This window comes from Rothia sp. HMSC073B08 (assembly GCF_001812975.1).
In the GTDB taxonomy this organism is placed as follows: domain Bacteria; phylum Actinomycetota; class Actinomycetes; order Actinomycetales; family Micrococcaceae; genus Rothia; species Rothia mucilaginosa.
On the sequence record NZ_KV811087.1, the window covers coordinates 87,370 to 100,092 of the forward strand.

The window sequence follows — 12,723 nt, forward strand, 5'->3', positions numbered from 1 at the left end:
GCTTCGGGCACCCTGATGTCACTTTCGGACGATACCGCCTTTCCGCGCTGGGGTGCTGTGCGGGTGCGGCCGTGTTTTCCGGATGCGCCCTCAGGGTGTCAGCCCGGACGCTCTCCGATGCGGAGCGAGGAGGAAGCGGAGCGTCCGGGTGACGGGTGCCCCTGCGTAGGCGCGGAGGAAATATGCGGCGCCCCGCCCCTGCTTGGTGAGGGGAGGAACGAGGACGATCGGCGCCCCTCATACGCAGAACGTGCTTAAACGAAGAACGCTCCGTCCGTATCACTTAGATACAGACGGAGCGTTCTATTTAAGAGACCAGCTACTCAGTAACGCCGAGGTTGCTCATGAGGAACGCGTAATCCCACGCGATCTCACGCCAACGGGTATACCTGCCGGAACCACCACCGTGACCGCCCGACATGTCAATCTTCAGCAGAGGCACCGGCGACGACGGGTCAATCTGCTCACGCAGCGCCGCAACCCACTTGGCGGGCTCCACGTAGAGCACGCGGGTGTCGTGCAGGCTCGTTACTGCAGCAATCGCCGGGTAGCGGACCGGGCGGATGTTCTCGTACGGGGTGTACGACTTCATGTAGGCGTACACTTCCGGGTCCTCAATCGGGTTGCCCCACTCTTCCCACTCCATCGCCGATAGCGGCAGCTCCGGGTCGAGGATGGTGGTCAACGCATCCACGAACGGTACGGCGGCCAGGCAGGCGGCGTACTTTTCGGGGGCGAGGTTCAGCACAGCGCCCATGAGCAGGCCGCCCGCGCTACCGCCGTAGCAGCCGATACGCGCCTCATCAGCCCACGGCTTCGCCGCAATGTAGCTGGTGACGTCCACGAAGTCGGTGAAGGTGTTCTTCTTCGACAGCTTCTTGCCGTTCTGGTACCAGGAGCGGCCCATCTCGCCGCCGCCGCGAATGTGCGCGATGACGTAGATGACGCCGCGGTCCAGGATCGACAGCATCGGGATAGAGAACATCGGGTCCATGGACGACTCGTACGAGCCGTAACCGTACTGGATGACCGGGTGCGGCTTGCTCATGTCCAGGTCGGCGCGGTGAATCACGGAAATCGGGATGAGCGTGCCGTCCGCTGCGGGTGCCCAGTCGCGGTAGGCGCGGTAGTCCTCGCGGTTGTAGCCGCCCAGCACCGGGGTTTCACGGCGCAGCAGCAGGGTCTGCGACATGGGGAAGTAGTCGTAGACACGGCGCGGGGTCAGGTACGAGGTGTAGGCGATGCGCAGCACGGGGGAGTAGTTCTCCGCGCGCAGCACCGAGGCGGTGTACAGCTCCTCGTCGAAACCGGCCGGTTCCATGAAGGTCACGCCCGCGGGTCGGCGGCGGCGCCACTGGATGGGCAGCTGCTCACGCGGCGCCAGGAAGATGCGGGTGGTCGTGTCTGCGCGGGCGGTGACGACCAGGTGCGTTGCGGTAAAGGTGAAGCCCTCCAGGCGCACGTGCTCGCTGTGGCGGATGACCGGCACCCAACGCTGCGCGTACTCTTCGAGGCTTTCGCCCTCGCGCGGCATGTCGGCGAGGACCAGCTCGGAGTTCAGCGCATTGTAGTCGTGCTGAATCAGCAGGTGCTGCTCGCCGGCAATGTTGAGCGGCTCAGCGTAGTATTCGATGCCCGCGCTCTTGGGGATGAGCAGGGTCGGCTCGCCCTTGGGTTCGCGAGTGGGGACGATGCGCACCTCGGTGTACTCGGAGTTCGAGCTGGTGAGCACCACGGAGGAACGGTCGGAGCTCATAGCCGCCGAGAGCCACATGGTGTTGTCCGGTTCCTCATAGATGAGGTGGTCTTCGGTGCCCTGTCCGACGTCGTGCACGTAGACACGCCAGGGGCGCCAGGAGTCGTCGGGGACCACGTAGATGAGCTGCTCGGCGTGGTTGATGAAGAAGGAACCCGCCGCAATGTTGGGGATGGTGTCTTCGAGGAAAGTGCCGGTTTCCATGTTGAGGAAGCGCTGCTCGTAGCGTTCGTCGCCCTTCTCGTCCACGGAGATGCTCAGCAGCTTGCCGTTACGTGCCGGCTGGAAGCTGCCCAGGGAGAAGAACTCCATGTCCTTGGCGTATTCGTTGCAGTCGAGGATGACGACCTCACCCTCGAGCACCTCGCCGGGGGTGACGGTCGGCGGGGTGTAGCGCACCACCTCGTCGCCCTCGTGCAGGGCGGGGTAGCGGTAGAAGACGGGGTACTGGCCACCGGGCACCATACGGCTGTAGTACCACCAGTCACCGATACGGTTCGGGACGGTCAGATCCGACAGCAGGGTGCGGTTCTTAATCTCGTTGAAGATGGACTCGCGGAGGGGCTGCTGGTCTGCGGTGACAGCTTCGGTGTATTCGGCTTCTGCTTTGAGGTAGTTGAGGACCTCTTCGCTTTCCTTGTCGCGGAGCCATTCGTAGTGGTCGATGAAGACGTCGCCGTGGTGTTCGCGGCGGTGCTCGACCTTCTTCGGTACGGGCGGGGTGAGGTTCTGTTCAGCCATGCTGCCACCTCTTTCAATGAGTTATGGGTTTGTGAATGGTGTGTGCCGGAGGCGCCTGCCTCCTCTGCCGCCGGGGTGGCGGTGAGGGTGTGCGGGGGACTGTGGGCACGCCTAGTTCTAGTGTATCGAAGAGTGAGGGAGGCTACTATATTGCCGCCTGCGCGGGGTTGCCCGGCTCAGCCTGTGGAAGCCCCGCCGAAGTCTCACCGAAGCCTCGCCGCAACGTGCGCTTTCGGCGGCTAGTTGGCGCGTCCCTTAATGGACATGAGGGTGCGGCGGCCCGCCTTGTTTGCCTTCGTGAAGGCGCGGTTACTCTGCCGGTACTCGCGCTCCTGAGAGCGCAGGCGCAGGCGTGCAGATTCTGCCATCATCCTGCGGTAGCGTTCAAAACGTTCGGGGTCGAGGGAGCCGTCGGCGAGCGCCTGCTGCACCGCGCATCCGGGTTCGGAACCGTGGGAGCAGTCGCTGTACCGGCAGGAGGAGGCGTAGCTGGAAACGTCATCGAAGGTCTCATCAATGGCTGCGCTGTCGCTCGTGGCGGCGAGGGCTCGCACGCCCGGGGTGTCAATCAGCACCGTGCCAGCCGAAGATTCTGCACCGGAGTCTGCATCACCGGGCAGAACAATCATTTGGCGGCTGGTGGTGGTGTGGCGCCCCTTGCCGTCGGCATCGCGAACCGCGGAAGTCGCCTGCACCTGGTGTTCTGAGCTGTCTTCGCGGGGGTCAATTCCGGGGTTGAGCAGGGCGTTGACCAGGGTGGATTTACCGGCACCGCTGCGGCCCAGGAACGCGGCGGTACGCCCGGCGACAAGCTCCGCAACCGGGGCGGGGTCGTAGCCGTTGTCCGTGCAGACGGTGAGCACCGCATCCACGCCGCTACCCAGGGATTCCTGATACCCGGCGAGTTGTTCCGCCGTCACCAAATCACCCTTGGTGAGAATCAGCGCGACCTGCACCCCGGAGGCGTGCGCCAGGGCGGTGTAGCGTTCGATTCGCCCGATGGACGGCTCGGGGAAGCACGGCTCAACGATGCAGAGCATATCCACGTTGGCGGCGACAGGCTGATCCGAGGATTCGCGGGTGGCGCTGGGGCGGGTGAGGTAGCTTCGGCGGGGCAGAATCGCGAGGGGCTTATGCTCCGCGGGCTGGCTATCGCTACCGGTCCCGGGGATGGGCTGAGTGAGTACCCAGTCGCCCACGACGGGGTACTCTTCTTCGCCGTAGTCGTTTTCGACCGGGCGCAGGGGAGCGGAGAGCTTCACAAGTTCGCTCTGCTCGCAGGTCAGTAGCTCGCAGCGGGTGCGGTGCACGGCGCTGACGCGGGCGAGGGTGAAGTCTTCGAGGGTACCCCCGATGGTGAACGCGGCGCGAATTGCCGCGCCCCGCCAGGAGGGGTCGAAACCGAGGGTCTCTAAGGTGTATGAGGCGGGAGTAATGGTCACAGGAATAGTCTTTCTGGATTGCGGCGCCCGGATAGCGGGTGATTACAAGGTTCGTTCTTTTTCAGGGTTCACCGTCTACAACAGCGAGGCGCGGGCGCCGGCACGGATGCGGCGGGCGGCAAGCAAAGTCAGCCCCAACCCCACTGCGGCGTAGAGCACCGCCAGTGCCGCGTCCGTCGCCAGGAGCGCGAAAAGCTCCGGCGCGGTGCCGTTCGCGATACCGCTAGAGGCATCTAAAACCTGCACCAGCCGGGACCCCGGAACCCAGGAACACAGCCATGCAAGCCAACCGGGGTAGGTACTCACCGGCACAATCACGCCCGCGCTCACTGGCAGAATAATCGACAGAAAATTCGACCCCGTGTACGGATCCGACAGGTACAGACCGAGCCCGGCGGCAAAAATGCCCAGGCAGACCCCGCCCAGAACCGCAACCGGCATCAGCGCAATGGCTCCAATCAGAAGCCCCGAAGCCGCCCCGGTAGAGGGTGCCGTGAGGGACAGTAACCACACGATGCCCACATTGCTCAGACCCGTCACGGATGCCAGCAACGCGGGTACCGCCGCCGCACCGAGCCAGTAGCCAGCATCCACCGGGCGAGCCGTACACACGTACTCGAAGACGCCAATCCACCGGTCTGTGGCAACGCGCGCAACAATACCGGCTGCCACGGAGCTGAGGGTGGCAATCAGAGCAGACGCGCAGCCGATGCGTACAGTATCGTTTGCGGCAAGATCAGCGCCCAGAAGCACTGTGAAAAGCACGTTAAGACCGGGTACGAGAACCAGGGTCGTGACAGCCGTTCCGAGGGTTGCGAAGGTAGTAGAAGATGACCAGCCAATAGAGGCGGTCGACAGAGCCCGACGCGCCACGCTAGGCAGAGCGGCAGAAGAGAGAATACGCACGCTACATCGCCCCCAGGGTGCCGCGACGGCGGGCGGAGGCAAGAGCCTTCCGGGCAAAGAGGAAAGCACACAACGCCCAGATGAAGCTCACGACCAGGGTCTGTGCCACGGGCAGGAGCGCATCCGCCGGGGTAGTGATGGTGGTACGCCCAAGTAGGAGATGAACCGGCGCCTGCAGGGGAATGAGCGTGCCTACAGCATCTAGCCAGGCGGGCGCTTCAATGGTCGTGAAGAGAACCCCGGAAAGAATAAAAACCGGCACGAGCAACAGCTCCTCGTAGGCGATAGCGTTCGGTGTGGCCACGAAGAACACCGCAATCATGAACGTTACCGACAGGCACGCAAGCCACAGCAGGGGAACGCCCAGAACGTAGCGCGGCCAGAGTGCTGAAAAGTCCGTGACCTGCGGGTTAAGCGTCACAAGAGCCCAGATGAGCCACGACAGGGGCAAAGCCGCCATACCCACAATGGATGCGCTCGAAACGATAGCCGCCAGCACCCGCACCGGAGAAATCGACCCCGAACACAGGTACACGAGGGTCCCACGGAAACGCTCGAAATTGATGATGCCCGCAGACACGATGCAGACCGACCACATGCCCACAATGCCCGCGCGGGTCCACGCGAGGGTCGGGTCAACGGAGTGACCCGCGGAGCTCTGCGCCGCCGCATGCACGGCGAGCGCCTGAAGGATGACCGAGCCGAGTACCGTACTGATGAGCAGCTGAATGAAGTAGGGGACCGTCAGGAACTGGCGCAGGCTAAAGCCCATGAGTCGCAGTTGGCGGGCGCACTCCTGCTGTACGTCGTGTAGCAGGTGCTGCAGGTCGCGCGGTCGTTGAGATTCTGCTGGATGCTGCGTCTGAGCGTTCATCGCTTGAGCCCCTCCGCCATCGCCAGGTATGCCTCTTCCAGAGTTGCCGGTCGCGTGTACGGTTCGGTCCGTGCCCCAATGTTCGCGGTGGCAAGCCCCTCCGTGAGGATGCGGTGAGCCTCACCCGCCTCGAACGTGGTGCGCTCGCCGTGCCAGTAGAGGGTGAGTTCCCAGCCGGAACCGCGCGGGGCAAACAGCACCGCCGCCTTATCGTGGAGGAATCCGCGGAGCGTATCAAGCCCCTCGGTGGCGGTGGCCTCGACCTGAACCACAGTCGTGGCGGCAATGCCGGCGTGCGCGGCAACGTCCTCGAGGTTGCCGCTCACAGCAACGGAACCGGCACCCAAAACGGTGATGGTGTGCGCCAGGTCCTCAATCTCGCCCAGCAGGTGGCTCGTCAGCAGAATGGCGGTACCTTCATTTGCCAGAGATCTGATGAGGGCACGCACGGTCAGGGCGATATCGGGGTCGAGCCCGTTGGTCGGCTCATCCAGCAGGAGCAGAGCGGGGGAGCCGAGCAGGGCGCGGGCAATATGTAGGCGCTGCTTCATGCCGCGGGAAAACTCCTGGACAGGCCGCGTTGCCGCATCGGTGAGTTCCACACGGGCTAGGGCATGCTCCACCTCGTGTCGTCGGGTCCGCCCGGAAACCCCCGCAACATCGGCGAAGAACAGCAGATTGTCGCGGGCACTAGCGCGCGGGTAGAAGCCGTTCTCCCCGCCCAGTGCGAGACCCACGTGACGGCGCGCCCGCTGCGGGTCGGCGATAGCGTCAATACCGTTCACGGTGAGGCTACCGCCGGTGGGGGTGAGCAGGGTCGAGCACATCTGCACGGTCGTCGTTTTGCCCGCACCGTTGGGGCCGAGGAGGGCATGAATCTCACCGGAACTGACGCGAAGTGACACACGGTCGACGGCGGTAAAAGCGTTTTCACCTTTGCCAAAGACGCGGCTGAGCTGCGCCGCATCAAGAACAAGAGACATGGTAGGTAACCTTCGGGTATGACCCTCTGGCCCCTATACCGGAGGGATGCTGAGCAGGATAAACGGCGTAGCGAGTTGTACCCTGCGTGAGTGTATGTGTCATTTCAGTGTACCGAAAAGCCGTAGATAAAAGTGATGGGGGTTACTGTGTGGATGGTGGGTGTCCGCCTCCGCATCTCGATTGCCTCGCCCTCGGATTGCCCCGGCACCGTCGCTCACATTTTGTTGCAGACGGTTTTTGGTGACAGACGTTAAAAAACGTCATCTTTGCAATGAAATGTCTTAAAGTACTGCGCACCCACAAAACCCTTGACCCCACCCCGTGCCCTATGACACTCTAAATAACAGGTCAAGAGCGCCAGCGATAAGCCCCAGCTAGCTGGCCGGCAACCCTCCTCCGCGGTGGGGTGCCCTGGGTGAAGACCAGGCGGCACGCAAAAGCGTGACGCAAGCGCGGGACCGATGTGACCGATAACGGTACATCAATCGTGACAGGATTATTCGACGACGATTCCTGTACCGTCGGCATGCGGCCCCCTAAGAATCCCCATTAGGAGCCACGCATGAGCAACAACACTACCGTCCCGACTCCCGCCAACCCCGCCGGTTGGAAGTTCGAAACCCGCCAGATTCACGCAGGTCAGGCGCCGGATGCCGCAACGGGAGCTCGGGCACTACCCATCTACCAGACCACCTCTTATGTCTTTGACAGCGCCGAGCAGGCAGCGAACCGTTTCGCCCTCTCCGAACTGGGCCCCATTTACACTCGCCTCAACAACCCCACCCATGAAGTAATCGAAAACCGTATCGCTTCCCTGGAAGGCGGCGTCGGCGCGCTGCTGCTGGCATCCGGTCAGGCAGCTATCACCTACGCAATCCTGAACATCGCCGGTGCAGGCGACCATGTGGTTGCATCGCCCTCCGTGTACGGCGGCACCTACAATCTGCTCAAGTACACCCTCGCCGACCTCGGTATCGAAACCACCTTCGTCGAGAACCCGGACGACCTGGACGCATGGCGCGCCGCAGTCCGCCCCAACACCAAGCTCTTCTACGGCGAGTCCGTACCCAACCCCCGTAATGACGTGCTCGACATTGAGCCTATTGCTGCAATTGCGCACGAAAACGGTGTACCCCTGATTGTGGACAACACCGTACCCACCCCCTACCTGCTACGCCCCATCGAACATGGCGCGGACGTGGTCGTCCACTCCGCAACCAAGTACCTGGGTGGCCACGGAACCTCCATCGGCGGCGTGATTGTTGACTCCGGTAACTTCGACTACGGTGCAGACCCCGAGAAGTTCCCCAAGTTCAACCAGCCCGCCCCCGGCTACCACGGCCTTGTCTACGCACGCGACCTGGGCAAGGACTCCGCATTCGGTGCGAACCTCTCCTACATCCTGAAGGCGCGCGTCTCCCTGCTGCGCGACACCGGTGCAGCCATCTCCCCGACCAACGCCTTCAACATCGGTATCGGTCTGGAAACTCTCTCCCTGCGCATCGAACGCCACATTGAGAACGCCACCAAGGTCGCCCACTGGCTCGAAGCAAACCCGCAGGTCGAGAAGGTTATCTGGGCTGGCGTGGAATCCTCCCCCTGGTACGAGCGTGCACAGAAGTACCTGCCCAAGGGCCCCGGTGCGGTGCTCGGCTTCACCCTCAAGGACGCAACCCTGGAGCAGACCCGCGACTTCGTGGACGCCCTGAAGCTGCACTCCAACGTTGCGAACATTGGCGACGTGCGCTCGCTCGTGATTCACCCCGCCTCCACCACCCACTCCCAGCTTTCCGCTGAGGAACTGGAGAAGATTGGCGTATACCCGAACTTCGTCCGCCTGGCAGTTGGCATTGAGAACATTGACGATATTCTCGCCGACCTGCAGCTGGGCTTTGACACCCTCTCCTAAACGGTGATGCAACCCGCAGGTGGACCGGCAAGCTACGGCTTTTCGGTCCACCTGCGGATTCCCCGTTACGGAGCATGTTGTAACTGTGCGGCGTTGCTGCCGCCCAACCTGTTGCTTCTTCTACCCACAGACGAGTACCCCGCTCACACCCGGCACCACCTCGCCGACCAACCCAGTGAAGGGAACCCCATGACCACCCAGAGCACTAGCCAGTCCGGCACTACCAGCCAGCCTGTCACCGCACCCATCCCCGTGGCGGGCACCCGCACCGAGCACCCCGAAGCGCAAGGCTATCTGCGTCAGCTGAACATCGGCGACCTGGAGCTCGAGTCCGGCGTGACCCTGCCGCAGGTGACCATCGGTTACGAAACCTGGGGTACCCTCAACGAGACCGGCGATAACGCCATCCTGATCCTGCATGCGCTCACCGGTGACACGCATGTCTCCCGCGGCGTACCCACCCCCGACATGCCCGCCCCGCTGATTCGCGCTATCGAATCGGACGGCTGGTGGGAAGGCATCGTGGGCCCCGGCTCGGTCGTGGACACCAACCGCTACTTCGTGATTGCCCCCAATATTCTGGGTGGCTGCTACGGTTCTACCGGCCCGGCAAGCATCGTCCCCGAGGGCTACCCGGGCGCTGGTGAGCACTGGGGTTCCCGCTTCCCGCAGGTGAGCATTCGCGACTCCGTACGTGCGGAGGCGCGTCTGGCGCGTGCACTGGGCGTGACGAGCTTCCGCTACGTGATTGGTGGTTCCCTCGGTGGTGCTCGCGCCCTGGAGTGGGCGGCAACTAACCCCGAGCTGGTGCGCGGATGCGCGGTTATTGCCTCCGGTCCTTCGGCTACGGCGGAGCAGATTTCCTGGGCCCACACTCAGAACATTGCGATTCGTTCGGATGCGAACTTTGCCGGTGGCGACTACTATGCCGGTCCTGCACCGACTGCCGGTCTGGCTCTGGCGCGCCGTATCGCGCACACCACCTACCGCAGCCCCGCCGAACTGGAGCACCGCTTCGGCCGTGAGGAGAACCGCGGCGAAAACACTGTGGGCGGTTCGCTGGGTGAGCCGCGTGGCCGCTACGCCATCGAAAGCTACCTGGACCACCACGGCGCTAAGCTGGTTGAGCGTTTTGACGCGAACAGCTACCTGGCGGTCAATGAGGCACTGATTTCGCACGATGTGGCGCGTGGCCGCGGCACCCTGGCGCAGGCGCTGGCACACACCGATTGTGAGTGGACCATTGCGGCGGTGAACACGGACCGTCTGTTCTTCCCGCACGAGTCGCACCGCCTGGCGGAGGCGCTTCCCACCCCGGTGCCCGTGGACATTATCGAGTCGAACCACGGCCATGACGGCTTCTTGATTGAGGCGAAGCAGGTGGAGAAGATTCTGGCGCGCGCCCTCGGCGTTGAAGATGAATCCGCCGCCCCGAGTGAGGCGCAGCGTGAACGTGAGGCGTTGGATTCGATGACTCGCCTGTATGCTACGGCGACCCGCTAGAACCGCGAGTATTCACGGGGTGCTGACCCAAGCCCCTCTGATCGCTGTTTATACCACCTAAGTGCGGGTAAATTCCGGGTGGGCAGATAGTGTCTTCACAGGTTCTTCCGCCCGCCGAGAATTAACCTTCACCCTAAAGGTTAGATAAGGAGACGCCGGGTGCTCACATGATGTGAGCACCCGGCGTTTCTTTGCATCTTCTCGAAGAGTGTTATGCCAAGTCAGGGAATATTTTCCGGTTTTTCGGGTGTTTTGCGAAACCTCCGCGAGATATCGCGGAAGTAACCTCCTGTTGCACCGGAAGGTAAAGGTTCTCGGTTTGCTTTAGACCAGCTCTAACCCCATAGCATTAACGCTGTGGTAAGTATTCAAGAGGTAGCGGAGCAGTTGGGGGTGAGCACCCACGCCCTGCGATATTACGAAAAAGAGGGGCTCATTGCGGTGCCCCGTGATGCTCACGGAACCCGTATTTTTGATGAGGAGTCTATCTCCGCAGCACGGTTTATTGCTACCTGCCGTCAGGCCGGCATGAGTCTTGCCGACATTCGCACGATTTTGAGCAATCCGGACGACCACGCCCTATCCATTGATGTGATGGAGCGTGCCCGTCAGAAGATTGAGGATGAGATTGTGGGGTTGCAGCAGAACCTTGAGCACCTGGATCGCCGTATTCAGGAGCACCGCCGTCACCTCGACAGCACCCGCTAGGTAACTAGTCTTCTGCAGACGCGTATAAACGCCCGGTATTCCCAACGTTGGGAATACCGGGCGTATTTTTGTGCTCAGCTGGCATGCTCGGCTACTCAAGCTGAGTTACTAGGTATCTCCACTCCGGAGGCTTACCCCCAGGTAGCTTCCTGCGGGTCAATACCGTGTGCACGAGCATTCTCGTAGATGACATCCCGCAACCACTCCGCGAGCCCGGTCGCAAGCTTCTCGTAGTACGCCTTGAAGCGGGCATCCTCAACGTAACCGCGGGCTAGAATAGCGTGCTTAGCGGGGGTAACCTCAAAGAAGAACAGGGAGGCGCGGTGCCGCTCGGCGAGCGCATTCGCCTCCTCACTACCCGGCTGCACGCCGCGGTTGAACGCCTCGACGAGGGCCTGTTCTACCTCGTCAATCTGCTGTTTGCCGTTCTGCCAGTCGGCACGGTCCATCGAGGCAGTGCGGCGCTGGTATTCAGCCCAGTCGTCAGTTTTCACGTAACGCTCCTGCGCTTCCTGCTGGTGGGCGAGGCTGAACCCTTCACCCATAATCTCTGCTTTTTCGGCAGCGGTGAGCTGCTCATTTTTAGGTGCCATAGTGTCCTCCAAAAGACGTTCGATGGTTTCAAGCATGCGCCCATACGCGGCGATTTTGCGTTGAAGCATATCCCGCTGAGCGAGCAGATGCTCGGTGCTGTTCGCCCGATCCTGCAGTATGTTGCGAATGGCGTCAAGGCTCATACCGATGGCGCGGTATCCCATGATGACGGTGATTCGTTCAAGGTCTGTATCGGTGTAGTACCGGTACCCGTTGAACTCATCGTGCGCCGGGTTGAGTAAGCCCCGCTGCTCCCAGTGGTGAAGCGTGCGGACTGTGAGCCCGTGTAATGATGCCGCTTCTCCTACGGTGTATTCGTGGTGCCCGTCAGGTGGTGTTATGTTCGCGTCCATGGTTTCACTGTAGAACCTGACGTTAGGTGAGGGTCAAGCTAGCGGCGGAACCTGCGGTGCAGGTTTGTGGGGGAGTCCTCGCTAAGATGGGTGCATGAGCGAAAACAAATACGTCGTCGAATACACCCGCCCCGCGAACGAACGTGCAGGCACCCACCTGGTGCTCATGCTGCACGGCTACGGCTCCCAGGAGCACGACCTGCTGTCTCTGGCGGCGCACCTTCCGCAGGAGGGCTTCACCTACGCCTCCATGCGTGCACCACAGCCGGTTGGCAGCCAGTTCTCCGCGGACTCGACCGGCGCCTACATTGCAGCAGACGCTATCGGCTACCAGTGGTACCCGCTGAACCAGCAGCTCGAATCCGACCAGCGTGCTATTGAGCAGGCGAGCGACTACGTGCTGGAGTGGGTGCGCGCGAACCGCGAGCCGTATGCTTCGGTGACCCTGCTGGGCTTCTCGCAGGGTATGGGCATCGCAACTTCGATGGTGCGTCACGCCCCCGGCGAGTTCGCCGCAGTGGTGGGACTGTCCGGCTACGCCGTGGACTCGGATTCGCCGTACTTCAAGGACGAGGAGCTGAAGAAGACCGAACTGCCGGTGTTCTTCGGCCGCGATCAGGAAGACCCCGTCATCCCGCAGGAGATAGTGAACTACACCTACGACTGGATCCGCAAGTACACCGACGGCATCAAGGTGCTGTACGCCGGTATCGGCCACGGCGTTGGCCCCATGGAGATTCGCCATGTGGGCGAGTTCCTGGAGGTGAAGGTGCAGGGTCAGGAGCCGCGTATTCGTGCGCAGAAGGTTGCGGAGGCGACCGGCACCGCCGAGGGTTCTGACGCCTAAATCGACTAAACGTAAAGCCCCCGGGTCTGACGACTCGGGGGCTTACGTGTAGTTCCGCTTGGAAAGGCGGTTATCGTCCTCGTTCCTACAGTGGCTGGGTGGGTGG

General features: G+C 62.3%; 10 protein-coding genes, 1 pseudogene and 1 riboswitch. Of the genes and pseudogenes, 4 read left to right on the forward strand and 7 right to left on the reverse strand.

Annotated features, from left to right (window positions below; genetic code table 11):
• Positions 1-319 precede the first annotated feature (319 nt).
• The 5 genes from HMPREF2884_RS08610 to HMPREF2884_RS08630 all read right to left on the reverse strand — a co-directional run bounded on the left by HMPREF2884_RS08610 (position 320) and on the right by HMPREF2884_RS08630 (position 6,702).
• Complete coding sequence (locus HMPREF2884_RS08610; protein WP_070616803.1) at positions 320-2,497, reverse strand: S9 family peptidase; 2,178 nt, start codon at positions 2,495-2,497, stop codon at positions 320-322.
• A 239-nt stretch (positions 2,498-2,736) separates the two neighbouring features.
• Positions 2,737-3,939 carry a ribosome small subunit-dependent GTPase A gene (gene rsgA, locus HMPREF2884_RS08615; protein WP_070616804.1) on the reverse strand — a complete coding sequence of 401 codons (1,203 nt, stop codon included), beginning with the start codon at positions 3,937-3,939 and terminating at the stop codon, positions 2,737-2,739.
• A gap of 75 nt (positions 3,940-4,014) precedes the next feature.
• Positions 4,015-4,845 carry an ABC transporter gene (locus HMPREF2884_RS08620; protein ID WP_070616806.1) on the reverse strand — a complete coding sequence of 277 codons (831 nt, stop codon included), beginning with the start codon at positions 4,843-4,845 and terminating at the stop codon, positions 4,015-4,017.
• A gap of 1 nt (position 4,846) precedes the next feature.
• Positions 4,847-5,719 (reverse strand): ABC transporter permease, encoded by an 873-nt coding sequence (locus tag HMPREF2884_RS08625; RefSeq protein ID WP_070616808.1) that lies wholly within the window; start codon positions 5,717-5,719, stop codon positions 4,847-4,849.
• Positions 5,716-6,702 (reverse strand): ABC transporter ATP-binding protein, encoded by a 987-nt coding sequence (locus HMPREF2884_RS08630; RefSeq protein WP_070616810.1) that lies wholly within the window; start codon positions 6,700-6,702, stop codon positions 5,716-5,718. The genes HMPREF2884_RS08625 and HMPREF2884_RS08630 overlap by 4 nt, the downstream gene beginning before the upstream one ends.
• A gap of 347 nt (positions 6,703-7,049) precedes the next feature.
• A riboswitch (SAM riboswitch) is annotated at positions 7,050-7,162 on the forward strand.
• Positions 7,163-7,265: 103 nt separating this feature from the next.
• On the opposite strand from HMPREF2884_RS08630, the gene HMPREF2884_RS08635 reads away from it, so the two are divergent.
• The 3 genes from HMPREF2884_RS08635 to HMPREF2884_RS08645 all read left to right on the forward strand — a co-directional run bounded on the left by HMPREF2884_RS08635 (position 7,266) and on the right by HMPREF2884_RS08645 (position 10,823).
• Positions 7,266-8,612 carry a bifunctional o-acetylhomoserine/o-acetylserine sulfhydrylase gene (locus tag HMPREF2884_RS08635; protein ID WP_070616812.1) on the forward strand — a complete coding sequence of 449 codons (1,347 nt, stop codon included), beginning with the start codon at positions 7,266-7,268 and terminating at the stop codon, positions 8,610-8,612.
• A gap of 189 nt (positions 8,613-8,801) precedes the next feature.
• A complete protein-coding gene (locus HMPREF2884_RS08640; RefSeq protein WP_210398953.1) occupies positions 8,802-10,115 on the forward strand; it encodes a homoserine O-acetyltransferase MetX in 1,314 nt (437 codons plus the stop codon).
• 357 nt (positions 10,116-10,472) lie between these two features.
• Positions 10,473-10,823 carry a MerR family transcriptional regulator gene (locus HMPREF2884_RS08645; protein WP_049355077.1) on the forward strand — a complete coding sequence of 117 codons (351 nt, stop codon included), beginning with the start codon at positions 10,473-10,475 and terminating at the stop codon, positions 10,821-10,823.
• Between the two features lie 131 nt (positions 10,824-10,954).
• On the opposite strand, the gene HMPREF2884_RS09415 is transcribed toward HMPREF2884_RS08645, so the two are convergent.
• A complete protein-coding gene (locus HMPREF2884_RS09415; protein ID WP_246827956.1) occupies positions 10,955-11,416 on the reverse strand; it encodes a TipAS antibiotic-recognition domain-containing protein in 462 nt (153 codons plus the stop codon).
• A gap of 75 nt (positions 11,417-11,491) precedes the next feature.
• Positions 11,492-11,770 (reverse strand): annotated as a pseudogene (locus tag HMPREF2884_RS09420) (MerR family transcriptional regulator); the annotation flags it as partial.
• A 94-nt stretch (positions 11,771-11,864) separates the two neighbouring features.
• Between HMPREF2884_RS09420 and HMPREF2884_RS08655 the strand changes: the two are divergent.
• Positions 11,865-12,617 carry an alpha/beta hydrolase gene (locus tag HMPREF2884_RS08655; RefSeq protein WP_070616816.1) on the forward strand — a complete coding sequence of 251 codons (753 nt, stop codon included), beginning with the start codon at positions 11,865-11,867 and terminating at the stop codon, positions 12,615-12,617.
• Positions 12,618-12,723 lie beyond the last annotated feature (106 nt).

Bases quoted from the DNA above. Each gene is read 5' to 3' on its own strand.
- HMPREF2884_RS08610 (WP_070616803.1), bottom strand. From the start codon at position 2,497: ATGGCTGAACAGAACCTCACCCCGCCCGTACCGAAGAAGGTCGAGCAC.
- HMPREF2884_RS08625 (WP_070616808.1), bottom strand. From the start codon at position 5,719: ATGAACGCTCAGACGCAGCATCCAGCAGAATCTCAACGACCGCGCGAC.
- HMPREF2884_RS08630 (WP_070616810.1), bottom strand. From the start codon at position 6,702: ATGTCTCTTGTTCTTGATGCGGCGCAGCTCAGCCGCGTCTTTGGCAAA.
- HMPREF2884_RS08635 (WP_070616812.1), top strand. From the start codon at position 7,266: ATGAGCAACAACACTACCGTCCCGACTCCCGCCAACCCCGCCGGTTGG.
- HMPREF2884_RS08640 (WP_210398953.1), top strand. From the start codon at position 8,802: ATGACCACCCAGAGCACTAGCCAGTCCGGCACTACCAGCCAGCCTGTC.
- HMPREF2884_RS09415 (WP_246827956.1), bottom strand. From the start codon at position 11,416: ATGGCACCTAAAAATGAGCAGCTCACCGCTGCCGAAAAAGCAGAGATT.
- HMPREF2884_RS08655 (WP_070616816.1), top strand. From the start codon at position 11,865: ATGAGCGAAAACAAATACGTCGTCGAATACACCCGCCCCGCGAACGAA.